The following is a 23,224-nucleotide window of genomic DNA, read 5'->3' on the forward strand; positions in this document are numbered from 1 at the left end:
AGAATAATCTTTATTCCCATCCACCGGCTACCAGCGTATGCGCATTAAAAGCAGCGTCATTAGTACCTTTTACTGCATGCGTGCCGGGGATCATGTTTGAACCCGCTTCGATGCTGGTGATGTGATTAGTAGATTGTGCAGGCTGTGCCGCGAATGCGCTGAAAGAGAGCGCAGAAATAACCAGCGCGGCGGCGGTTGCTGTGATTGTTTTCATAATTGAATTCTCTTGCTGAAATAGATTTAACTGGCCGGGCAGCAGCGTGCCCACAGCAAGAATTGTAGATCTGGATCACACTTTTTCCCAGTCAATTTATTTAGCCGTTCGTGTCAAATAAACTGAATATGTTTCTCAAAGAGGAAATGTGGAGAGAAAGTGCAGGAGCGGACTTAAATAAAATTAACCGGCGAATTGCGCCCTGAGTGTAAATAAAAACGGGCCGGATAATCCGGCCCGTCCAGTTAAATTTTGTAGCCTAAGGTAATCGACGTTCTGCGATCGGTATGATCCGGTGCCGATGATGGCGGCTCGGAGTTCCAGGTTACGTTATAGGCAACTTTCAACGCGAAGTGGGAGTTAATCGCCACGTTCAGCGCGGTTTCGGAGTTGACAGTGGTATCGTCCGCACCAAACACCGAAACGCCCTGGGTAAATTTCGCATTGTCAGAGAACTGCCACGCATAGGTGCCAGACGCATAGCCCAGCGCCGTCGTTTTGGTATCGCCGTTAGTGTACTTGTCATAACGTACACCCGGACCGAATTCGAGACGGAAGCTGTGAACCGGGCCATTCAGGAACTGACGACCATAACCGGCGGTGGCGATGTCACGGGCGTGGTAACCGTTGTAGCGATCGGTTAACCAGCTCGCCTGGCCAAACAGGTAATCGTAGTCAGTCATGTTATAACGGCTACGACCACCAACGGCATACTTCTCGGAAGAACGTTCGTCATTAGACGAGGTATTACTGGCGTTGCCCCACAGGGACCAGGCCGTAGAATCGCCATACCATGTCAGGGTAGAGTCAGCCGTCAAAGAGGAACTCTTTGTGTTGCCTGACTGACCGAGATAGCCACCGTTAACATTACCTTCAAACGGTTTTTTCGCGGAGGCGGGGTCATCCATGACAGTAAAAACGGTATCATCTGCGACAGCATTCATCGACGCAAGCACGCCCGCAGCTACAACCAGCGCGGGTACTGTCTTAAAAAGCTTCATTTTTTTAAAATCCGTACAGTAAATGAGACCAACACGGTCCCGGAAACTTTCTTATGGATCAATGACCAACGGTCCGCAGAAAGGTAACAAATTATAAAAAGACCGCTTAAACATATCAATGAAATCTTATTTGATTTTTTGAATAAGAGAGATCTCAGAATAATTGTTATAGATTCCGAAATATCACTGTAAAAATAATATCGTATTTAAAATCATACTGTTATTTACTTTCCCTTCGCTGTAAATGGTGCCAGGCTTACTGCACCCTACGTAACAGGAGGTCAATATGGTATCGATTTATACGCTAACGCTCGCGCCATCTCTCGATAGCGCGACAATAACGCCGCAAATTTATCCGGAAGGAAAACTCCGTTGCACCTCGCCGGTTTTTGAACCGGGTGGCGGCGGAATTAATGTTGCCCGCGCCATTGCCCACCTCGGCGGCAAAGCTACCGCGATTTTCCCGGCGGGCGGCGCAACCGGTGAACACCTGACTGCCCTGCTCGCCGATGAGCATGTCCCGACCCTCAGCGTGCAGACCGCCGACTGGACGCGACAGAACCTGCATGTGCACGTTGAAGCGAGCGGCGAGCAGTATCGCTTTGTGATGCCCGGCGCTGCCCTCAGCGAAGATGAATTCCGCCAGATAGAAGAGAGAGTGCTGACGATAGAGAGCGGCGCGATTCTGGTCATCAGCGGCAGTCTTCCGCCTGGTGTACAGCTTGAAAAACTGACGCAGTTGATTACGGTCGCGCAAAAACAGGGGATCCGCTGCATTATCGACAGCTCAGGCGAAGCGCTGGCCGCTGCGCTGGAGATTGGCAATATCGAACTGGTCAAACCCAACCAGAAAGAGCTGAGCGCGCTGGTTGGCCGACCGCTCAACCAACCCCATGACGTATTGCGTGCCGCGCAGGAGATCATTAACAGCGGCAAAGCGCGCCGCGTAGTGGTCTCGCTTGGGCCGCAAGGGGCGCTGGGGGTGGATCAGCAGGGCCATGTTCAGGTTGTGCCGCCGCCGATGAAAAGCCAGAGCACCGTTGGTGCGGGTGACAGCATGGTCGGTGCCATGACCCTTAAGCTTGCCGCAGATGCCCCGCTCGACGATATGGTGCGCTTTGGCGTCGCAGCCGGCAGCGCGGCAACCATCAATCAGGGTACGCGCCTGTGTGCCAGTGAAGATACGCAAAAGATCTACGACTACTTATGCGGTGCTTAAGCGCGTTAACGCAGCGAGAGTCGCTGGCGATGGTCGACAAATAGTCGTCGCCGACTATGCTAAAAAAATTTGCATTAACAATGAGGTGAAATATGAGTAGCGATGGCATCAACCGCTACGTCGTCACGGTGAAATTTCACGATGAGACGCTAACGGATATTAATGAGCTGAATAACCACTTTACACTTGCGGGCTTTCTTATCACCATGGCGGACGACGATGGCAAGGTGCACGATCTGGGCACCAACACCTTCGGCCTGATTAGCGCCTTAAATGAGCAAGAGGTTCATGATCTCGCCAGCGGCCTGGCCGAAAGCGCCGTCGGGCGAAAAACCGATGTCACGGTTTCCACCTGGGAAACGTGGCGGCAACAAGAGCAATAAGTGCCATCCTGCGCCGTGCGTGCGCCTGGTGTGCGTTAAGTCGAATTTTTTCACAGCTTTAGTGCGCTAACCTAATGATCTGGCTGATTACATGGGAGAAATATCATGTGGCAAGCGATAAGTGGTCTGTTAAGCGAGCAACTGGGTGAAGGCGAAATTGAACAACGCGATGAGCTACCGGGCGGCGAAATTCACGCTGCATGGCGCATACGTTACGCAGGACGCGACTGTTTCGTTAAATGTGATGAACGCGCCCTGCTTCCCATCTTCACTGCCGAAGCCGATCAGCTGGCGCTGCTGGCGCGCAGCAATACGGTCCGGGTGCCTGAAGTGTGGGCGGTCGGCAGCGACCGCGACTACAGCTTCCTGGTGATGGAGTATCTCCACGCCCGTCCGCTGGATATGCATAGCGCCTTTTTGCTGGGCCAGCAGCTTGCCCGGCTCCATCAGTGGAGCGATCAGCCGCAGTTTGGTCTCGACTTCGATAACGATCTCTCCACCACCCCGCAGCCAAACGCCTGGCAGCGACGCTGGTCGACCTTTTTCGCCGAGCAGCGTATCGGCTGGCAGCTTGAGCTGGCGGCGGAGAAAGGGCTACAGTTCGGCAATATCGATGCAATTGTTGAACATGTTCAGCAGCGGTTAGCTGGCCACCAGCCGCAGGCCTCTTTACTGCATGGCGATCTCTGGTCCGCCAACTGTGCCCTTGGCCCGGATGGCCCCTATATTTACGATCCCGCCTGCTACTGGGGCGACAGGGAGTGCGATCTGGCGATGCTGCCGCTCCATCCGGATCAGCCGCCGCAGATCTACGACGGTTACCAGTCTATCTCCCCGCTCCCGCCCGACTTTCTCGACCGCCAACCTATTTACCAGCTCTACACCCTCTTCAACCGCGCCATTCTTTTCGGCGGTGAACATTTGATGAATGCACAGAAGGCGCTGGATCGGGTATTGGCCGCGTAAAAGTGGAAGGCTAAGAAGCCCGATCGCGAATGCTATCGGGCGCTGTCACTTTACAGAAAGCCGAGCAGCTTAAAGAAGAAGTACCCCGCCACGATGATAATGGCCGGCAGCACATAGAGCGGGAAAATCTGCAAGAAAATGGTGTGGTTTGGCACATTAATACGCGCTTCGATCTGCTCGCGGGTCAGCCCCTCGTCGCCTTTGGCTTTTTCGAGGATCAGCTGGTTTTCCACCCCTTCACGCACAAAGCGTGCCTGGCGGCTCATGCGTGCACCTGAAGCCTGTAAAGCCAGGCCAATAAAGATCAGCGCGAAGATAATCCAGAAGAGAACGTTCAGACCCTGCTGAAAATGGGGCGTCGGCGAGTTGTACCAGAAGAGATTGAGGAATGGCGTATTGAACCGCATCATCTCAATCATCACGTGGGCAAAATCGAGCATCACGGCGTTAATACCGGGCTGTTTATCGCTATGCTCATACATAAACTTCAGGATCGAAATAACGGTCGAAATAACGGCCGGAATAAAAATCACCCAACCCAGAACGCGTTTCAGTACGGCGATGCGTCCAGCTTGTTGATACGTCATGGATTCCCCTTGTTGTTGACGCACTGTTTGTGCCTTAGTCTACCTGCTGATAACTATTTTCGCCTGATTTTTAAAGACGCCAGGGTGAACGCATTGCCATACTCACTACCTTCACCCTGTTTAATCACGCTAACCGGAGAGGTGTTATGTCTGCCCCGCGCCAAACAGTTGCAGCAATTTTTGATATGGATGGTTTATTAATTGACTCGGAACCGCTGTGGGATCGCGCTGAACTTGAGGTGATCTCAAGCCTCGGCGTCGACATCACGCGCCGCGGCGAACTGCCTGACACGCTGGGCCTGCGCATCGATATGGTGGTTGATTTATGGTATACGCAACAGCCGTGGAGCGGTCCGTCCCGCCAGCAAGTGACCGCACAAATTATTGAGCGCGCCATTGCGCTGGTAGAAGCAGAGCGCCCGCTACTGCCGGGCGTGCGTGAAGCGCTGGCATTGTGCAAAGCGAACGGTCTGCGTGTTGGGCTGGCTTCCGCCTCGCCGCTGCATATGCTCGAAAAAGTTTTAGCGATGTTCGACCTGCGTGACAGCTTCGATGCACTGGCCTCTGCCGAGAGCCTGCCTTACAGCAAGCCGCATCCGCAGGTTTATCTCGATTGTGCGGCGAAACTCGGTGTCGATCCCTTAGCCTGCGTCGCGCTGGAGGATTCAGTAAACGGGATGATTGCCAGCAAAGCGGCGCGCATGCGTTCGATTGTGGTGCCCGATGAGGATCATCGTGCCGATCCGCGATATGTGCTGGCGAATGTCAAACTCGACAGCTTGCAGCAGCTCACCGCCGCGCATCTGCTCGGTTAACAATGTGCAGGAGCAGTGCAAAGCTGCTCCTGCATCACAAAAATATTGAAACATGATTTCATTTGTTTGTATTTTACGCTCCCGCCTTCTATTCTGATCCGCAGGCATTGACGCCCGTCACGACATGACATCACGCCGGAGTAGATATGATACTGGATGCTTTTAAGCTAACGGATAAGGTGGCTCTTGTAACCGGATGCGATACCGGTCTGGGCCAGGGCATGGCAATAGGGCTGGCAGAAGCAGGCTGCGATATTGTCGGTGTTAACCGGAAAATCCCTCATGAAACGGCAAAACGCGTCGAGGCGCTTGGCCGCCGATTTCACGCGATTCAGGCCGACCTGCGCGACCAGCAGCAGCTGACCTCGATTGTTGATCAAGCGGTGGCGAAGATGGGGCACCTTGATATTCTCATCAATAACGCCGGAACGATCCGCCGCTGTGACGCCATCGATTTCAGCGAAAAGGATTGGGATGAGGTGATGGATCTCAACCTCAAATCGCTCTTCTTCCTCTCCCAGGCTGTCGCCCGACAATTTATCGCCCAGCGCAGCGGCGGCAAAATTATCAATATTGCCTCGATGCTCTCTTACCAGGGCGGCATTCGTGTTCCCTCTTATACCGCCTCAAAAAGCGGCGTGATGGGCCTCACCCGCCTGCTGGCGAATGAGTGGGCGAAGCACAATATTAACGTTAATGCGATTGCGCCCGGCTATATGGCGACCAACAATACCCAGCAGTTGCGCGAAGATGCTGAACGTAATCAGGAGATCCTCGATCGTATTCCTGCGGCTCGCTGGGGTACGCCGGAGGATTTACAGGGCGCGGCGGTTTTTCTCGCCTCTTCGGCGGCTGACTACATAAATGGTTACACGCTGGCGGTCGATGGCGGCTGGCTGGCGCGCTAAATTAGCAGGATTGTGACAAAGAGTTACACCGTCACCTCTTCCGCCTACTGTACAAACATCCTATACTGTATGCATCGACAGTTTAGCGAGTTTGATCATGACGGCGGAAGGACACCTGCTTTTCTCCATAGCCTGCGCGGTGTTTACCAAGAATGCCGAATTGACGCCCGTGCTTGCACAGGGCGACTGGTGGCATATTGTGCCTTCAGCCATTCTCACCTGCCTGCTGCCGGACATCGATCACCCAAAATCCTTCCTCGGCCAGCGGCTAAAGTGGATCTCAAAACCCGTTGCGCGTGCCTTTGGTCACCGCGGGTTCACCCACAGCCTGCTGGCGGTGTTTCTTGCGCTTACCCTCTTTGCCTTAAAAGTGCCTGATAGCTGGATCCTGCCGACGGACGCGCTGCAGGGTATGGTCGTCGGCTATCTCAGCCATATCGTCGCAGATATGCTCACGCCCGCCGGTGTGCCGCTGCTGTGGCCCTGCCGCTGGCGCTTTCGCCTGCCGATTCTCGCGTCACAAAAAGGTAACCAGATGGAGCGCGTGCTCTGCATGGCCCTGCTCACCTATGCCGTGTGGATGCCGCAAACCCTGCCCGAAAATGGTGCAATCCGCTGGTCATCCGAAGCGATAAATATCCTGCAAAATGAGTTCAATCGCTTTATTGATCGCCAGATTGCACGATAAATAGTCGCTTTTGAACACTTCGCTATAAAGCATTCCATTTGGATATAAGCCGCCCCGGGCACTTCTGCTAACCTTGCGCCACAGGATGACCTCGATGTCATCAATATAATGAAATCAGGAGAACGGGGATGAATTTTCCATTAATCGCGAACGTTGTCGTGTTCGCTGCACTGCTGCTTTTGCTGGCGCAGGCGCGCCACAAACAGTGGAGCCTGGCAAAGAAAGTACTGGTTGGTCTCGGGCTTGGCGTGGCATTCGGTCTTGCGCTGCAGGCTATTTACGGTGCCGATAATCCGGTGCTGAAAGAGTCTATTCAGTGGTTCAACGTAGTCGGTAACGGCTATGTGCAACTGCTGCAAATGATCGTCATGCCGCTGGTTTTCGCCTCGATCCTCAGCGCCGTTGCACGTCTGCACAACGCGTCGCAGCTGGGCAAAATCAGTTTCCTTACCATCGGCACGCTGCTGTTCACCACCCTTATCGCCGCGCTGGTCGGTGTGCTGGTGACCAATCTGTTTGGTCTTACCGCTGAAGGGCTGGTGCAGGGCAGCGCAGAAACCGCGCGTCTGAATGCCATCCAGAGCAACTACGTCGGCAAACTGGCCGATCTGACCGTGCCGCAGCTGCTGCTGTCGTTTGTGCCGAAAAACCCGTTTGCCGATCTGACTGGCGCAAGCCCAACGTCGATCATCAGCATCGTTATCTTTGCCGCTTTCCTCGGCGTTGCCGCGCTGAAGCTGCTGAAAGATGATGCGCCGAAGGGCCAGCGCGTGCTGACCGCCATCGACACCTTGCAAAGCTGGGTGATGAAACTGGTGCGTCTGGTGATGCAGCTGACACCTTACGGCGTGCTGGCGCTGATGACCAAAGTGGTTGCTGGCTCCAACATCCACGACATCATCAAGCTGGGCAGCTTTGTTATCGCCTCTTACCTCGGCCTCGGCATTATGTTCGTGGTACATGGCGTGCTGCTGGGCGTGAATGGCGTCAGCCCGCTGAAGTTCTTCCGTAAAGTGTGGCCGGTGCTGACCTTTGCCTTTACCAGCCGCTCCAGCGCCGCCTCTATTCCGCTGAATGTGGAAGCGCAGACCCGTCGCCTTGGCGTACCGGAGTCGATTGCCAGCTTCTCCGCCTCCTTTGGTGCGACCATCGGCCAGAATGGCTGTGCGGGTCTCTACCCGGCAATGCTGGCGGTGATGGTTGCACCAACGGTCGGCATCAACCCGCTGGATCCGATGTGGATCGCCACGCTGGTCGGTATTGTCACCATCAGTTCCGCCGGTGTGGCGGGCGTGGGCGGCGGCGCTACCTTCGCCGCGCTGATTGTGCTGCCGGCGCTTGGCCTGCCGGTTACGCTGGTTGCGCTGCTGATCTCCGTTGAACCGCTGATCGATATGGGCCGTACCGCGCTGAACGTTAGCGGCTCCATGACCGCCGGGACGCTGACCAGCCAGTGGCTGAAGCAGACAGATAAAACCATTCTGGACAGCGAAGAGCACGCCGAACTGGCGCATCGCTAAGCTTCACGTGTAAAAACAAAAACGCCTGCACACTGCAGGCGTTTTTTTTATTCCTCTATCTCGCCTTCCTGACGCATCTGCGTCGCCCAGCGCTGTGCCGCATCCGGCGTAGTGAAGGTCGGCGAGCGACGGAAATTCTCGCCCATCAACACAAACGCGACATATTTAGCGCGCAGCCTCCAGACATCACGATAACCTTCGACCTTTGACGCATGGTCGGGGGGCGCCGGTTCGACGCGCGGGACATAGCTGATAATGACTCGATTCTGTTGACGAAGCGTTTTCATAAGCGATGCATTCACTAAAGACAAATTTCACACACACGAAAGCCAATGATAGCCGATTGTGACCCCGCTCGTCGCGCCCGGCGTGCGCTTCTCAGCGCGTTTTCAAGGCCGGGCCGGTAAACGGGCGCGACCGGGACATTGTTCTATAGTTAGAAGGGTTAATGGCAATAACCTGCCTTTTTAGTCATGGATAACAGGAGACGAGTTCAATGTCGCAGCATGAGAAAGAGACGCAACCTTCCCGCGCCCCGGTTGATGATGAAAACGAAGCCCGCCCGGGACTGGATTCCCTCGCACCATCCGATAACTCCCACCGCCCTTCGCCAAAACCGACCGCACCCGGTGAAGAGCCCACCGCACCTGGCAGCCTGAAATCACCCGATACCGCCAATGAGAAATTGAATGCGCTGGAGCCGTTCCGTAAGGGCGGCGAAAACGCCGCGCTAACCACTAACCAGGGTGTGCGCATCAGCGACGATCAGAACTCGTTGCGCGCAGGCTCGCGCGGCCCGACGCTGCTGGAAGATTTTATTCTGCGCGAAAAGATCACCCATTTTGACCATGAGCGTATCCCTGAACGTATCGTGCATGCGCGAGGCTCGGCGGCGCACGGGTACTTCCAGCCCTACCGCAGCCTGCAAGATGTCACCAAGGCCGATTTCCTCTCCGACCCGGAGAAGATCACCCCGGTGTTTGTGCGCTTCTCAACCGTACAGGGCGGCGCCGGTTCAGCGGATACCGTGCGTGATATTCGCGGTTTCGCCACCAAGTTCTACACCGAAGAGGGTATCTTCGATCTGGTCGGCAACAACACGCCGATCTTCTTCTTGCAGGATGCGCACAAATTCCCCGACTTTGTCCATGCGGTAAAACCGGAGCCACACTGGGCTATTCCGCAGGGTCAGAGCGCGCACGACACCTTCTGGGATTACGTCTCCCTGCAACCGGAAACCCTGCATAACGTGATGTGGGCGATGTCCGACCGCGGCATTCCGCGCAGCTATCGCACCATGGAAGGGTTTGGTATTCACACCTTCCGCCTGATTAACGCCGAAGGGAAAGCGACCTTTGTACGCTTCCACTGGAAACCGCTGGCGGGTAAAGCGTCGCTGGTGTGGGACGAGTCGCAGAAGCTGACCGGGCGCGATCCGGACTTCCACCGCCGTGAGCTGTGGGAAGCGATTGAAGCGGGCGACTACCCGGAATATGAACTGGGGCTGCAACTGATCCCGGAAGAGGACGAATTCAAGTTCGATTTTGACCTGCTCGACCCGACCAAGCTGATCCCGGAAGCGCTGGTGCCGGTGCAGCGGGTCGGCAAAATGGTGCTCAATCGTAACCCGGATAACTTCTTTGCCGAAAACGAACAGGTGGCCTTCCATCCGGGCCATATTGTGCCGGGGCTCGATTTCACCAACGATCCGCTGTTGCAGGGGCGCCTCTTCTCTTATACCGATACGCAGATTAGCCGTCTCGGCGGGCCGAACTTCCACGAAATTCCGATTAACCGCCCGACCTGCCCGTACCACAACTTCCAGCGTGACGGCATGCACCGGATGGATATCGATACCAATCCGGCCAACTATGAGCCGAACTCCATCAACGATAACTGGCCGCGCGAAACGCCGCCGGGGCCGAAACGCGGTGGTTTTGAGAGCTATCAGGAGCGTGTTGAAGGGCATAAAGTGCGCGAGCGCAGCCCCTCATTTGGTGAGTACTACGCCCATCCTCGCCTCTTCTGGCTAAGCCAGACGCCGTTTGAACAACGCCATATCGTTGATGCCTTCAGCTTTGAGCTAAGCAAAGTGGCACGCCCCTATATTCGCGAACGCGTGGTCGATCTGCTGGCACATATTGATGTCAAGCTGGCGCAGTCCGTCGCGGAAAACCTGGGTATTACCCTGACGGAAGAGCAGTGCAATATTACGCCGCCGCCTGCGGTAAATGGCGTGGAGAAAGATCCCTCCCTCAGCCTGTATGCCATTCCGGATGGCGATGTGAAGGGCCGCGTGGTCGCGGTGCTGCTGCATGACAATGTGCGTGCGCAGGATGTGCTTACTCTGTTGCAGGGGCTGAAGAACAAAGGCGTGCACGCCAAACTGCTCTACTCACGTATGGGCGAAGTGGTGGCTGATGATGGCTCCCGCCTGCCGGTGGCGGCAACTTTTGCCGGTTCGCCTTCGCTGACGGTGGATGGCGTTTTTGTGCCCGGCGGCGATGTCAGCACGCTGCTGCAAAATGGCGATGCGAAATACTACCTGCTGGAAGCTTATAAGCATCTCAAGACTATCGGTCTTGCCGGTGACGCCCGCCAGTTTAAAGGGGTGATCCACGTAAACCCGCAGGGCGAAGAGGGCATTATTGAAGGCGATATCGCGTCCACCGCGCTGGTGGAAGATTTTATCGAACAGCTTTCCGCGCACCGCGTCTGGTCACGTATCAGCAAAATCGATAACGTGCCGGCATAAGGCATAAAAAAACCGGCCAGATGGCCGGTTTTTTGTTTGCTCAGGCGAATCAAAAAATTACTGGAAAGGTTTTTTCTGCTGAGACTGCTGCTGCGGTGCCTGCGGGTCGGTGTCGTATTCAGAACAGGTCTGATAACCCGAGTTCAGCACGTGACCGGTCTCATCCAGTGCAACGAAGTAGGTTTCAGTTTTGCCGTTACGCTGACCCAGGATATAGGTCTGGCAGGTACCACGAGCGTGAACCATGCTCACTTCTGATGACGGACGGCCTGCAATCTGCATTACCTGCTGGCGGCTCATCCCTTTTTTCACATCTTTAACGACCGGCTGACTAACCTGATCTTTCGCGCGATCGTAAGCGGTACAACCTGCCAGCATAGTCAGTACTGCTGCGGCGCCCAGAATTCCTGCGATATTCTTATTCATATTCCATCCTCTTTAGTATCCGCTTCTGTATCAGCGTGTTAACTAAGCCTGGAATATAATATTGCTTTTTTCAACTTGAGACAGAAAATGATATATCTTTCAGAAAAATCTAATAAAAGTGCGTAAACGACCTGAATCGGCGCAAATTACGGCACGTAAAACTGTGAACCTTGTCGTTTTCCCACGAAGGGGTTAGCTTTAATGAATAACAATTTGCAACCTGCACAGCAGGATTCAACAACGGAGGGGTTAATGGCTCTGCAACAAGAGATTATTCAGGCACTGGGCGTCAAGCCAACCATCAATGCCGAAGAAGAAGTTCGCCGCAGCGTGGATTTTCTGAAAACGTATCTGAAAACCTATCCCTTTATCAAATCACTGGTGCTCGGCATCAGCGGTGGCCAGGACTCAACGCTGGCGGGGAAAATCTCCCAGTTAGCCATCTCGGAGCTGCGTGAAGAGAGCGGCGACAGCGAGTTACAGTTTATCGCCGTGCGTCTGCCCTACGGCGCGCAGGCTGACGAGCAGGATTGCCAGGACGCGATTGCGTTTATCAAACCGGACCGCGTCCTGACCGTCAATATCAAAGCGTCGGTGCTGGCAAGCGAGCAGGCGCTGCGTGATACCGGTATTGAGCTGAGCGACTTTGTGCGCGGGAATGAGAAAGCGCGCGAGCGTATGAAAGCGCAATACAGCATCGCCGGGATGTGCAAAGGGATTGTTGTCGGAACCGACCACGCCGCCGAAGCGGTCACCGGCTTCTACACCAAGTATGGCGATGGCGGTACCGATATTAACCCGCTGTTCCGCCTCAATAAGCGTCAGGGCAAACAGCTGCTGGCGCACCTTGGCTGCCCGGAGCATCTCTACAAAAAAGCACCGACTGCCGATCTGGAAGATGACCGCCCTTCTCTGCCGGATGAAGCCGCACTTGGCGTCACCTACGAGAACATTGACGATTATCTGGAAGGCAAAACGCTGGATGAAGCAACCGCCCGCATTATTGAGGGCTGGTATGTGAAGACCGAGCACAAGCGCCGTCAGCCAATCACCATTTTCGACGATTTCTGGAAAAAACAGTAAACCGTAACGACCGCTCAGGCCTACAGATACGCTGTAGGCCTGCTAAGCGAAGCGGTGTCAGCGCCCTTCTTCCCGCCCCACACTTGCCTGATCTTTCCAAATGTTTCTTTTTTAACCTGAAGCACCCTGCTACACTGTACAAGTAACCAGTATCAGGAGTTCCGTGTGGCAAGGCGTCAATCGGCCCCGCGTCTTTCATTTGAGGCGGCGGCAATCTATGAATACCCCGAACATCTGCGTCAGTGGCTTGAGGCGATGCCTAAGCACCCTGGCGTCTATATTTTTCACGGTGACAGCGAGGCCATGCCGCTCTATATCGGCAAAAGCGTCAATATTCGCAGCCGGGTGATGTCCCATTTCCGCACCCCGGATGAAGCCTCCATGCTGCGCCAGTCAAGGCGCGTCAGCTGGATCTGCACCGCCGGTGAGATTGGCGCGCTGCTGCTGGAAGCCAGGCTTATTAAAGAGCAACAGCCGCTGTTTAATAAACGCCTGCGCCGTAACCGCCAGCTCTGTTCCCTGCGCGTGGAGGAAGGTAAACCGCAGGTGGTCTACGCCCGCGAAGTGGACTTTTCCTCATCGCCACATCTTTTTGGCCTGTTTGCCAACCGGCGTACGGCGCTGCAGGCGCTGCAATCTATCGCTGATGAAGAGAAGCTCTGTTACGGCCTGCTCGGTCTTGAGCCGCTCAGCCGCGGCCGCCCCTGCTTTCGCTCGGCGTTAAAGCGCTGCGCCGGTGCCTGCTGCGGGAAAGAGAGTGTTGAAGAGCACAATAGCCGTTTTCTCGCCGCGATGGCGCGCATGCAACTGGTGTGCTGGCCGTGGCAGGGCCCGATTGGGTTGAAAGAGAGCTTCGGCGGGATGACGCAATATCACATCATCCATAACTGGCTCTGGCTGGGTTCGGTCAATACGCCAGGCGAGGCGGCAGCTTTACTGCGCACCCCCGCTGGTTTCGATCACGATGGCTATAAAATTCTGTGTAAACCGCTACTGTCGGGTGAACACGAGATCGTTGAGCTGGCTTAGTGCCCGGCCAGCCACGTGATTTCGCTAAAGAGTAGCTGCCCTTCGGCGCGGAGCAGCCGCAGGGTCTGCCTCCCCTCTTGCCAGCAGGCACCCTGATCGGCGGTGAGCAGTTTATCGCCCAGCTGCCATGCGCCGCTCAGCACAAACACCACCCCGCCGCGCGAGCCGAAGGTGGTAAAGGTGCGATCGGCGATGCGCACGTTCGCCTGGCAGCGATCGCGGCGGGTCATAATATTAAAATCCATCGACATGCGGCCTTCGCAAAGCTCGGCCTTGACCGGCTGATCCCCGGCGAAGGTGAAGGGCTGGTGGCGTTTCAACGTATGGCGCACGCTGCCGCCGTTGAGCGTTACTTCCCCGCCCTCAATCAGTGTGATCACGCGATCGACGCCGGGAAACGGCGTAAACTCGCCGTTTCCGGCCAGCGAGGCAATGCTGGCGCGCCAGTTAAATTCGCGGGTAGCGGGCGGAAAGCAGCAAATCTCGCGCGTTTCGCCTGCGCCATTTCGCCAGAGATTGACCGGCATTTTGCGAATATCAAAGAATTCCATCATCACTCCTGAATAGCACAGCGATACGCTGCGCCGCTGCTTCTGAAACAGCGTGCATTCTTGTTCTTGTTCACATTGCTATAAACAGGTTATCGGCAGCCAGGCAGCGATGCCTTAGGCTACGACGTAACCAGAGATGTAAAAAAGTATAAACTTCAGATAAGTAGCAACTTCGGGCACACAGGAACAACGAGGATACCGCGCCGGTAGCGGCTGGCAAGAGGCAGGCGAGAAAAAACCGCCGGTTCTGCCCATCATGTGCTACTGGCGATGGGCAAAACCGGCGGTCTTAAGAGGGGTAGACTAAATTATTCAGCCGGTGCAGGAGGCATTTTATCGCCTGCGGCTGGACGTTCTGTCAGACGCTTCTCAAAATTGGCATTGAACTGTTTTTTCTGATCCGGCGTCAGAATGTTGTAGATCTTGTTCTGCGTTTCCATATGTTTGAGCATGTCGGCTTTGCGCTGCTCATCCATCTTATCGATTTGCGCTTCGGCTTTGGCTTTGTCGAAGCTGTCGCTGGCAACAATCTCATGCATCGCGCGCAGTTCTTCCACTGGCGGACGTTTCATCTCTTCACGCTGGCTCTTCATAATGTCGCGGATTTGCGTTTTCTGCGCATCGGTCAGGTTCAGGCCCTGGAACATCATCTCGTGCGGCCCTTTTCCTTTGTGATGATGCATCATCGGTTTGGCATCGGCCGGTGCAGCCGGAGCATCATCAGCGTGCGCAAGGCTTGCAGCACCAAACGCCAGGGTAGAGGCAACAAACAGGGCAGTCAATTTACGCATAATATTCTTCCTTACTTCAGTTTTATATACGGCGGTTGCCGTGTTGACGCTAATCACTTTAGCGCTTCAAGCGTCAATTAATCAGAGCGATGGTAAAACAGTGAAAGTATAAAAGTGAGGATTTAATCAAATATGAAGGAAATAAGGATAAACGATGAAGAGTGGAAATAAAAATAAACAAGGCACTGAAATATAAGTTTTTTATGGAGATAAGTAAAAACTGAGTATGCTATTTTTTTCAGCACTCAACAAGATAATTCCGTAATAAATTCAGAGAGCAAAAATAAGCCCTGCGGTGGCAGGGCTTAACGCTACGCTATTTTTTCCAGCATTAATCCGGCGCGTAATCCAATCTCGACATTGGGGTTGGGAAACAGCACATACTCCTGCGGGTGCGTCACCACATAGCGCTCGCCGCGATCCTCCGCCAGCAGCGTGCCTTCACTGAACGGGGTAAAGTTCAGTGTCTCATTGTCCATATAGAGGGTAAACGCCTCGCTGCGCCGGGTCAGTTGCTGCACTACCCGGTAACGCTGGGGAGCAAGCTCGGTATCAGGCGCGGGTTCACCGGCAAGCAGCGCCGCCAGCGCCCAGGCGGTGCGCTGAAACTGGCTCAGATCGTTGGCACCAAAGGGCAGCGCTTTGCCCAGCTCCAGCGTGCACGCAAGCGCGTCGAAGCTTTCACAGCTGAAGTGGGTAAAGGTTCCGCCAGGTGCCTGATGGAACACCAGTGCTTCAAGCCCGGCCGCGCCGAGCCACGTCAGGAAAGCTTCATCCCACGGCGTGGCGCGCTGCGGCAGGACACCAAAACGCACATGGTGCGAGCCGCGAATGGCGGTATGCAGATCGAGATGCCAGCTCGTCTCGTCCCCTTCAGAGAAAAAGTGCGTCACCGCCCGCTCAAGCTGCGCCGCGCGGATGGTTTCATCACTCGGCGGAAGCTGCTGCCAGCGCCCGCCGAACATGCGGTTGAGATCGCTTTTGATATAGCGCTTGCCCTGCGCCAGCGCCTGCGGATTGCCAAGAATAATCAGCAATCGCCAGGTCAGCGGCTGCTCACCGGAGAAGAGGTTATGCAGCAGTTGATCGATAAGCTCCACCGGCGCCGTCTCATTGCCGTGAATGGCGCAGGAGATCACCAGCGAACGCCCTACCGGCTGCGGCGGCACCAGCTCAAGGATCCCCTGCTCATGCCACAACCAGTGAATACCGCCCGCTTCACCGGACATCTTGCGTGGAATATCGCCCGCAATGGTTGCTGCCAGAAAGTTCTCCATACCGCCTCCGCTTAACGCTGAAAAGGATAAACCGACCCGAGATCCAACAGTTGAGTGAGGCGATCCAGCGCTTCACGCCCTTCGCGCAGTAGCTGCGGATCGGCTAAATCGGCCTGCGTGAGACGGTCGCGATAGTATTTGTCCACCCACGCATTGAGCGTGGCAAACAGCGTATCGTTCATCATCACCGCCGGGTTGACCGCCCGCTGCTCCGCCTCGCTCAACACCACCCGCAAACGCAGGCAGGCTGGCCCGCCACCGTTCGCCATACTTTCGCGCAGATCGAAGACCTTAAGGGCGCTAATCGGGTTATCCTGCGCCAGCAGGTCGTTGAGGTAACGCCAGACGCCCGCATGCTCCTGCGACTCCTGCGGCAACACCAGCGTCATGCGTCCATCATCATGGCTCAATAATTGACTATTAAACAGGTAAGTTGCCACCGCGTCTGTGACCGATACCGCCTGTTGCGGCACTTCGATCGCCATAAAGCCCGGCACTTTTGCCGCAAGCTCTGCCAGCAGTTGAGGCTGCCCGGCAAACGCCTGCTCGTGGCAGAACAGCAACTGGCGGTTGGAGACCGCAATCACATCATTATGGAATACGCCCTGATCGATAACCGCCGGGTTTTGCTGAGCATAGACCACCTGATGCGCACGCACCTGGTTGAGGCGGGCAACGGCCTGGCTTGCCTCCAGCGTCTGGCGCGCCGGATAACGCCCGGGAGCCAGTTCATTGCCCTCTTCACGGCCATACACAAAGAGCTGCACCCCCCCATCGCCATACTCGCCGCCGAAGCGGTTATGGTTGGCAGCGCCTTCATCGCCAAAACACGCCACCTGCGGCAGCGCGCCGTGCACGCTGAAGGTGTGCGGATCGCGGAAAATCGCCCGCAGCAGCGCTTCGGTGGTCGGCGCTTCGATTGAGCGGTGGAACTTATTGTTCAGGTTCGCCACCGTCAGGTGGACTTTGCCATCCTCGGCATCTGCCGACGGGCAGACGGTGGCGGCATTCGCCACCCACATCGCCGAAGCGGAGCTGGCAGCGGAGAGCAACTCCGGGGCCTGGGTTGCCGCTTTTTCAACGACCTGTACATCGCTGCCGCGAAAGCCTAACTGGCGTAACGCAGCAACGTTCGGCCGTTCGTGAGGCGGGATCACCGCCTGCAGAAAACCTGCGTCCGCCAGCGCTTTCATCTTTAAAAGCCCCTGCTTCGCCGCCAGCTTTGGGTTGGATCGCTGAAAGCGGTGTTTAGTCGAGGCTTCATTACCGAAGGATAAACCCGCGTAGTGGTGCGTCAGCCCGACCAGGCCATCAAAGTTCACTTCACGCGCGCTCATGGCTGCTCCTCACGCAAATGGCCAAGCCCCGGGCTAAGGCTCTGCGGCAGAGAGAGATCCGCCGTCTCAAGGCTCGCCATCGGCCAGGCGCAGTAATCCGCCGCATACCAGGCGCTGGCGCGATGGTTACCGGACGCGCCAACACCGCCGAACGGCGCCGTGCTCGCCGCACCGGTTAACGGTTTATTCCAGTTAACGATCCCGGCGCGCGCCTCCAGCAGCAGGCGATCGAACTTCTCCCGCTGCGGCGAAACCAGGCCGCAGGCGAGGCCATAGCGCGTGTTGTTCGCAAGCGTAATCGCATCGTCAAAGTCGTCATAACGCCAGACGCAGAGCAGCGGGCCAAACACCTCTTCATCGGGCACGTTGCCCACCGCGGTCATCTCAATAATGCCCGGCGTCAGCAGAGAGGTGCCCGCCGCCAGCAGACGCGGAGCCAGTAACGTTTTGCCACCGCGAGCTTCATGCTCCTGCCAGGCGTGATAGACCTGCTCCGCCGCCTGGGGTGAGATCAGCCCGCCGAAAAAGGGCTGCGGCTCGGCGTCCCAGGCAGCCGGTATCAGCTTGCTGGCGACCTCCACCAGCCTTTTCAGGAAGGCATCGCCCGCCGCCGAGCGTTTCACCAGCAGCCGCCGCGCGCAGGTGCAGCGCTGTCCGGCGGTCACAAAGGCGGACTGGATCGCCAGATGCACCGCAGCATCAATATCATCAGGATCTTCAACAATCAGCGGGTTATTGCCGCCCATCTCCAGCGCGAGGATCTTCTCTGGCTGACCCGCCAACTGGCGATGCAGCTGATAGCCGGTATTGGCACTGCCGGTAAACAGCAGCCCATCCAGCCCTGCCAGCGCGCTCAGCGCCTGGCCAGTTTCTCGCCCGCCCTGCAATAAGTTGAGCACACCAGCCGGTAAGCCCGCCTGCTGCCACAGTTTCACCACCGCCTCGCCGATCCACGGCGTCAGCTCGCTCGGTTTAAACAGCAGCGTATTGCCCGCCAGCAGCGCCGGGATGATATGCCCGTTTGGCAGGTGGCCGGGGAAGTTGTAGGGGCCAAACACCGCCAGCACACCGTGCGGGCGATGACGCAGGGTTGCCGCGCCGTCGGCCATCTCCGTCTGCTGTTCGCCGGTGCGCGTGTGATACGCCTTTACCGAGATCGCCGCTTTGTTGATCATCGCGGTGATTTCGGTGGCGGCTTCCCAGCGCGGTTTGCCGGTTTCGCGGGCGATGATCGTTGTCAGCTCTTCTTTATTACTCTCCAGCAGCGCGGCAAATTTCTCCACGATCGCCTGGCGGGCGCTAAAGGGCTGGCGCGCCCAGGCGGGGAAAGCGGCGCGCGCGGCCTGGTAAGCCGCCCCGACCTGGGCGCTATCCGCGTCAAAGCCCTGCCACAGCACGTCGTGGCTCACCGGGTTGGTTTTCTCCCGACGTGCGCCCTGGCCCTTTATCCACTCACCGTTGATCCATAAACTCATTGCGCTCTCTCCTCACCACTCTTCTCTTCCGCACACAGGCGCACCAGCCGGACGCTATCGCCGGGCTGACACTTCAGCGCATCCAGCTCGCCCGCCGACAGCAGCAGCCGTTCCGTCTGCGGGTCAACATTGATCAGCATCGCGCGAAAATCGTCATAGCGCTCATTCGAGACCATGCAGGCTGGCCACTCGCCCGGCGCGCGCTGCCCTTCACCAATCGCCACCAGCCGGCTTTTGCGGATCGCCCGCACGCGGTCGATGTCGCACTCCAGCGTCGGCCCGCCATCAAAGATGTCGACATAGTTGCGGTAGCGGAACCCCTCTTTCTCCAGCACCGCGCGCGCAGGCGCGGTTTGTGGATGGACATGACCAATCACCGACTGCGCCTCTTCCGAAAGGAAGTGGGTATAGATCGGGTGTTTCGGCATCAGCTCGGCAATAAAGGCTTTCTGCCCGGTGCCGCAGAGATAATCCGCGCGGCTGAACTCCATCGAGAAGAAGCGCTTACCAACGCTCTCCCAGAAGGGGGAGTAACCATGCTCATCAATCACCCCGCGCATCTCGGCAACCACTTTCTCATTGAAGCGATCGCGAAACGCCGCCATAAACATAAAGCGCGATTTCGACAGCAGGTAGCCGTTGCCCGCCTTACGCCAGGCGGGGTCGAGAAACAGGGTGCAGAGCTCGCTGCTACCGGTGTGATCGTTACTGAGAAACAGCGTCGGCAGCGCGTTGTAGACATTCAGCTCTTTCGAGGCGTGCACCTGAGTGCCGACGCGGTAGTTGTACCACGGGTCGTTAAGCCCAACGGCGACCTCAATGGCGCAGATGCCGCCCACTTCGCCGCTCTGGGTATCTTCCAGCACAAAGACATAGCCCTGCTCGCCCTTCGGCAGCGTGCCTTGCCAGGTCTGGCGGGCGCGCTCAATACGCGCCGCCAACGTTGCCTCATCGGCAGGCAGTGAAGTTAAACCGCCGCCGGTTTTGCCAGCGAGTTTCATCAGGGCTGCGAGATCGCTTGCCGCGACCGGACGAATCACCATCATGTTGTGCTCTCCGAGAGGAATTTTTCACAGGCGCGGGCAAAGCGCTCAAGGCCGATGCGCACCTCCTCTTCGCTGATGTTCAGCGCCGGGGCGAAACGCAGCACGTTGCCACCGGCAATCAGCACCATTACCCCTTCCGCCGCCGCCAGCTGGGAGATCTGCTTCGCTTTACCGCTAAAGGCGGGCACCAGCTGGCAGCCAATCAACAGCCCAAGGCCGCGAATGTCGCTGAACAGCAGATGGCGGGCGTTGATGGCGTTAAGCTGTTCGGTAAACCACTCGTGGCGCTGTTTCACGCCGTTGAGCATTTGTGGGGTGTTGACAGTATCAAGCAGCGCGCCTGCCACCGCGCCCGCCAGCGGGTTACCGCCATAGGTGGTGCCGTGGGTGCCAACATTCATCACCTTGCCGAAGGTTTCGGTGGTGAGCATCGCGCCAATCGGGAAGCCGCCGCCGAGCGCTTTTGCGGTGGTTAACACATCCGGCGTCACGCCATAGTGCATATAGGCATAGAGCTCGCCGGTGCGGCCGACGCCGGTCTGCACTTCATCAAAAATCAGCAGCGCATTGTGGCGGGAGCAGATCTCGCGCAGCCCCTGTAAAAAGGCCGGATCGGCAGGCACTACGCCGCCTTCGCCCTGCATCGGCTCAACAATCACCGCGCAGGTGTCGTCGTTAATCAGGGCGCTGGCAGAGGCGAGATCGTTAAAGGTGGCATGCTGGATCTGCGGCGGCAGCGGCGCGAAATCCTGTGAATAGGCGGGCTGACCACCGGCGCTGACGGTAAAGAGCGTGCGGCCGTGGAAGGCATTTTTGAAGGCGACAATGCCGCTCTTCTGCGCGCCAAAGGTGTCGTGAGCATATTTACGCGCCAGTTTCAGCGCCGCTTCGTTGGCTTCCGCCCCGGAGTTACAAAAGAAGATCCGGTCGGCGAAGGTGGCATCAATCAGCCGTTTTGCCAGCCGCAGCGCCGGCTCGTTGGTGTAACCATTGCCGGTATGCCAGAACTTCGCCGCCTGCTCGCTTAATGCTTTGCACAACACCGGGTTAGCGTGGCCCAGCGCGTTAACCGCAATGCCACCGGCGAAGTCGATATACTCCGTGCCCTGCTGATCCCACAGACGTGAGCCTTCGCCGCGAACCGGGATAAAGGGCGCAGGCGCGTAGACCGGCAGCATCCATTGATCGAAATTTTCACGCGTAACAGACAGAGACATAGCGACCTCACCGGTAAATAAATGGTTGAATAAATGTTAATAAAAATGACGTTTTCGCCCTTAATGTAGATTGCACGCTTCGTGCCAGCTAGAGGGAAAAATGCATAAACGGCGTGCAACAACGTTATTTCAATAACTTACAACCGATCGCTATTCACTTATCATGCATAAAAAGTGAATAATTTTAGATATTGCGACCAACCAGCGCGGGATTTAGCGATAGTTTATGCATTTATGAAATTTAATTCTGGAACTGTGATCGTCCGCGAAATTAATTCTGCCAACGCGCCCCATTTTGGCGCAGCGCGCCCTGAAAAGAGGCAGCTGGCCTGATTTTTGCGCAGACGCGATGAGCTTCGGAATAAGTGGCAGTGATTGAAAGTAAACTCTGATAACATTCCTGCATCTTTCACCCCATTAAGTGGCTGCGACTATGAAATTTGTCTCGTTCAATATCAACGGCCTGCGCGCCAGACCCCACCAGCTTCAGGCAATCGTCGAACAACACCAGCCCGATGTGATTGGTTTGCAGGAGACGAAAGTCCATGACGATATGTTCCCCCTCGAAGAGGTGGCGCGTCTCGGTTACAACGTCTTTTATCACGGCCAGAAGGGTCACTACGGCGTGGCGTTGCTGACCAAAGAGACACCGGTTCTGGTGCGTCGCGGCTTCCCGGAAGATGGCGAAGAGGCACAGCGTCGCATCATCATGGCGGAGATCCCCTCCCCGCTTGGCAATATCACGGTAATTAACGGCTATTTCCCGCAGGGCGAAAGCCGCGACCATCCGACCAAGTTTCCGGCAAAAGAGAAGTTCTACCAGGATCTGCAACACTTCCTCGATAACGAACTGAAGCGCGAGAACCCGGTGCTGATCATGGGCGATATGAATATCAGCCCGACGGATCTCGATATCGGCATCGGGGAGGAGAACCGCAAGCGCTGGCTGCGTACCGGTAAATGTTCCTTCCTGCCGGAAGAGCGTGAGTGGATGGAACGCCTGAAAAACTGGGGGCTGGTGGATACCTACCGCGAAGCCAACCCGGATACCACGGATCGCTTCTCATGGTTTGATTACCGCTCAAGAGGCTTTGATGATAACCGCGGGCTGCGTATCGATCTGCTGATGGCGAGCCAGCCGCTGGCGGAGCGCTGCATTGAGACCGGCATCGATTACGATATTCGCGGTATGGAAAAACCCTCTGACCATGCGCCGGTCTGGGCAACGTTCAAACTCTGATGACGCAGAAAACAAAGAGCATCGACGTGGTCGCCGCCATTATTGAGCGCGACGGCCATATTCTGCTCGCGCAACGCCCGCCGCACGCGGATCAACCCGGTTTATGGGAGTTCGCGGGCGGCAAGGTGGAAGCGGGTGAAACGCAGCCGCAGGCGCTGGTGCGCGAGCTGCGTGAAGAGTTGGGTATCGAGGCGGTTCCGGCGCGCTTTGTTGCCAGCCATCAGCGGGAAGTCTCCGGGCGGCTGATTACACTTCACGCCTGGCACGTGCGCACCTTTGCAGGCGAGCCAACGCGCCATTATCACAGCCAGCTTGCGTGGGTGACACCCGCCGACGCGCTCACCTATGCGCTGGCTCCGGCGGATATCCCCCTGCTGGAGGCATTCAGGGTTTTACGCGACGCCACACCAGCGGATTAGTGGAAATCGTGCGTTCATCGCGCTGGCACTGCAGCAGCACCCCTTCCATTTTGATCACCGACCCTTCGCTGTAATTTTGATTGCCATAGACGCAGCACTGCATGCAGGGCTGTGTCGTTTGCGTCTGCCCGCCGCTGCTGAATACTTCAGCCGGCACATTCACTTCCACACCCGGTGACGGGTAGCGATCCGCCAGCGCGCTGCCCGATGCGATCAGCAATAACGCGGCGGCAACGCCTGTAAATCGGCTCATAGCCTCTCCTTTTTGATTGACTGC

General features: G+C 56.5%; 25 protein-coding genes. 12 read left to right on the forward strand and 13 right to left on the reverse strand.

Translation table 11 applies throughout. The features are described from left to right. Positions 1–10 precede the first annotated feature (10 nt). The gene (locus ABIC80_RS07375) at positions 11–214 is read right to left on the reverse strand and encodes a hypothetical protein (protein WP_429176279.1); all 204 of its coding nucleotides are present in this window, start codon (positions 212–214) and stop codon (positions 11–13) included. A 245-nt stretch (positions 215–459) separates the two neighbouring features. Further along, positions 460–1,215, reverse strand: a complete 756-nt coding sequence (locus ABIC80_RS07380; protein ID WP_200133136.1) for a DUF481 domain-containing protein — start codon at positions 1,213–1,215, stop codon at positions 460–462. A gap of 286 nt (positions 1,216–1,501) precedes the next feature. Between ABIC80_RS07380 and pfkB the strand changes: the two genes are divergently transcribed. From pfkB to ABIC80_RS07395, 3 genes are all read left to right on the forward strand, one after another. Further along, entirely contained in the window at positions 1,502–2,434 is a 933-nt protein-coding gene (gene pfkB, locus ABIC80_RS07385) for a 6-phosphofructokinase II (protein ID WP_429176281.1), read from the forward strand. A 92-nt stretch (positions 2,435–2,526) separates the two neighbouring features. Further along, positions 2,527–2,817 (forward strand): type V toxin-antitoxin system endoribonuclease antitoxin GhoS, encoded by a 291-nt coding sequence (gene ghoS / locus ABIC80_RS07390; RefSeq protein ID WP_094420092.1) that lies wholly within the window; start codon positions 2,527–2,529, stop codon positions 2,815–2,817. Positions 2,818–2,922: 105 nt separating this feature from the next. Then, a complete protein-coding gene (locus ABIC80_RS07395) occupies positions 2,923–3,783 on the forward strand; it encodes a fructosamine kinase family protein (protein WP_094420093.1) in 861 nt (286 codons plus the stop codon). Positions 3,784–3,833: 50 nt separating this feature from the next. Here the strand turns inward: ABIC80_RS07395 and ABIC80_RS07400 are convergent, their stop codons facing one another. Further along, positions 3,834–4,370 (reverse strand): YniB family protein, encoded by a 537-nt coding sequence (locus ABIC80_RS07400; protein WP_139567267.1) that lies wholly within the window; start codon positions 4,368–4,370, stop codon positions 3,834–3,836. A 146-nt stretch (positions 4,371–4,516) separates the two neighbouring features. On the opposite strand from ABIC80_RS07400, the gene hxpB reads away from it, so the two are divergent. The 4 genes from hxpB to ABIC80_RS07420 all read left to right on the forward strand — a co-directional run bounded on the left by hxpB (position 4,517) and on the right by ABIC80_RS07420 (position 8,301). Further along, positions 4,517–5,185 carry a hexitol phosphatase HxpB gene (gene hxpB / locus ABIC80_RS07405; protein WP_429176284.1) on the forward strand — a complete coding sequence of 223 codons (669 nt, stop codon included), beginning with the start codon at positions 4,517–4,519 and terminating at the stop codon, positions 5,183–5,185. A gap of 146 nt (positions 5,186–5,331) precedes the next feature. Then, the gene (gene kduD, locus ABIC80_RS07410) at positions 5,332–6,093 is read left to right on the forward strand and encodes a 2-dehydro-3-deoxy-D-gluconate 5-dehydrogenase KduD (RefSeq protein WP_263752427.1); all 762 of its coding nucleotides are present in this window, start codon (positions 5,332–5,334) and stop codon (positions 6,091–6,093) included. 97 nt (positions 6,094–6,190) lie between these two features. Further along, a complete protein-coding gene (locus ABIC80_RS07415) occupies positions 6,191–6,781 on the forward strand; it encodes a metal-dependent hydrolase (RefSeq protein WP_094420097.1) in 591 nt (196 codons plus the stop codon). A gap of 128 nt (positions 6,782–6,909) precedes the next feature. After that, positions 6,910–8,301: an L-cystine transporter gene (locus ABIC80_RS07420; protein WP_023481542.1), complete on the forward strand. Its 1,392-nt coding sequence runs from the start codon at positions 6,910–6,912 to the stop codon at positions 8,299–8,301. 47 nt (positions 8,302–8,348) lie between these two features. On the opposite strand, the gene cedA is transcribed toward ABIC80_RS07420, so the two are convergent. Next, positions 8,349–8,603, reverse strand: coding sequence for a cell division activator CedA (gene cedA, locus ABIC80_RS07425; protein ID WP_258185103.1), 255 nt, complete (start codon positions 8,601–8,603; stop codon positions 8,349–8,351). A 194-nt stretch (positions 8,604–8,797) separates the two neighbouring features. Here cedA and katE point away from each other — a divergent pair, with 194 nt between their 5' ends. Continuing rightward, positions 8,798–11,056 carry a catalase HPII gene (gene katE / locus ABIC80_RS07430; protein ID WP_263752429.1) on the forward strand — a complete coding sequence of 753 codons (2,259 nt, stop codon included), beginning with the start codon at positions 8,798–8,800 and terminating at the stop codon, positions 11,054–11,056. 57 nt (positions 11,057–11,113) lie between these two features. On the opposite strand, the gene osmE is transcribed toward katE, so the two are convergent. Continuing rightward, a complete protein-coding gene (gene osmE / locus ABIC80_RS07435) occupies positions 11,114–11,482 on the reverse strand; it encodes an osmotically-inducible lipoprotein OsmE (RefSeq protein ID WP_042716978.1) in 369 nt (122 codons plus the stop codon). A gap of 252 nt (positions 11,483–11,734) precedes the next feature. Between osmE and nadE the strand changes: the two genes are divergently transcribed. Next, positions 11,735–12,565, forward strand: a complete 831-nt coding sequence (nadE, locus tag ABIC80_RS07440) for an ammonia-dependent NAD(+) synthetase (protein ID WP_429176287.1) — start codon at positions 11,735–11,737, stop codon at positions 12,563–12,565. Positions 12,566–12,730: 165 nt separating this feature from the next. Next, complete coding sequence (cho, locus tag ABIC80_RS07445; protein ID WP_346439329.1) at positions 12,731–13,594, forward strand: excinuclease Cho; 864 nt, start codon at positions 12,731–12,733, stop codon at positions 13,592–13,594. On the opposite strand, the gene ves is transcribed toward cho, so the two are convergent. From ves to astC, 7 genes are all read right to left on the reverse strand, one after another. Then, on the reverse strand, positions 13,591–14,145 hold the full coding sequence (ves, locus tag ABIC80_RS07450) for an environmental stress-induced protein Ves (RefSeq protein ID WP_023481716.1): 555 nt from the start codon (positions 14,143–14,145) through the stop codon (positions 13,591–13,593). The genes cho and ves overlap by 4 nt on opposite strands. Before the next feature lie 308 nt (positions 14,146–14,453). Continuing rightward, on the reverse strand, positions 14,454–14,936 hold the full coding sequence (spy, locus tag ABIC80_RS07455; protein WP_429176290.1) for an ATP-independent periplasmic protein-refolding chaperone Spy: 483 nt from the start codon (positions 14,934–14,936) through the stop codon (positions 14,454–14,456). A gap of 311 nt (positions 14,937–15,247) precedes the next feature. Then, entirely contained in the window at positions 15,248–16,213 is a 966-nt protein-coding gene (gene astE / locus ABIC80_RS07460; protein WP_429176292.1) for a succinylglutamate desuccinylase, read from the reverse strand. 11 nt (positions 16,214–16,224) lie between these two features. After that, a complete protein-coding gene (gene astB, locus ABIC80_RS07465; RefSeq protein ID WP_429176295.1) occupies positions 16,225–17,550 on the reverse strand; it encodes an N-succinylarginine dihydrolase in 1,326 nt (441 codons plus the stop codon). After that, complete coding sequence (astD, locus tag ABIC80_RS07470) at positions 17,547–19,025, reverse strand: succinylglutamate-semialdehyde dehydrogenase (RefSeq protein WP_429176298.1); 1,479 nt, start codon at positions 19,023–19,025, stop codon at positions 17,547–17,549. Before astD ends, astB begins: the two co-directional genes overlap by 4 nt. Then, positions 19,022–20,071, reverse strand: coding sequence for an arginine N-succinyltransferase (gene astA, locus ABIC80_RS07475; protein ID WP_200133144.1), 1,050 nt, complete (start codon positions 20,069–20,071; stop codon positions 19,022–19,024). Before astA ends, astD begins: the two co-directional genes overlap by 4 nt. Beyond that, on the reverse strand, positions 20,068–21,288 hold the full coding sequence (astC, locus tag ABIC80_RS07480) for a succinylornithine/acetylornithine transaminase (protein ID WP_054802889.1): 1,221 nt from the start codon (positions 21,286–21,288) through the stop codon (positions 20,068–20,070). The genes astA and astC overlap by 4 nt, the downstream gene beginning before the upstream one ends. A gap of 433 nt (positions 21,289–21,721) precedes the next feature. On the opposite strand from astC, the gene xthA reads away from it, so the two are divergent. Together xthA and ABIC80_RS07490 are read left to right on the forward strand one after the other, a co-directional pair. After that, entirely contained in the window at positions 21,722–22,528 is an 807-nt protein-coding gene (gene xthA, locus ABIC80_RS07485) for an exodeoxyribonuclease III (protein ID WP_042713114.1), read from the forward strand. Beyond that, positions 22,528–22,947: a pyrimidine (deoxy)nucleoside triphosphate diphosphatase gene (locus ABIC80_RS07490; protein ID WP_429176300.1), complete on the forward strand. Its 420-nt coding sequence runs from the start codon at positions 22,528–22,530 to the stop codon at positions 22,945–22,947. The genes xthA and ABIC80_RS07490 overlap by 1 nt, the downstream gene beginning before the upstream one ends. On the opposite strand, the gene ABIC80_RS07495 is transcribed toward ABIC80_RS07490, so the two are convergent. Continuing rightward, complete coding sequence (locus tag ABIC80_RS07495) at positions 22,913–23,200, reverse strand: DUF1496 domain-containing protein (RefSeq protein WP_042713116.1); 288 nt, start codon at positions 23,198–23,200, stop codon at positions 22,913–22,915. The two genes, ABIC80_RS07490 and ABIC80_RS07495, sit on opposite strands and share 35 nt — an antisense overlap. Positions 23,201–23,224: the final 24 nt, after the last annotated feature.

This window comes from Kosakonia sp. 1610 (assembly GCF_050435845.1).
GTDB classification, from domain to species: Bacteria; Pseudomonadota; Gammaproteobacteria; order Enterobacterales; family Enterobacteriaceae; genus Kosakonia; species Kosakonia cowanii.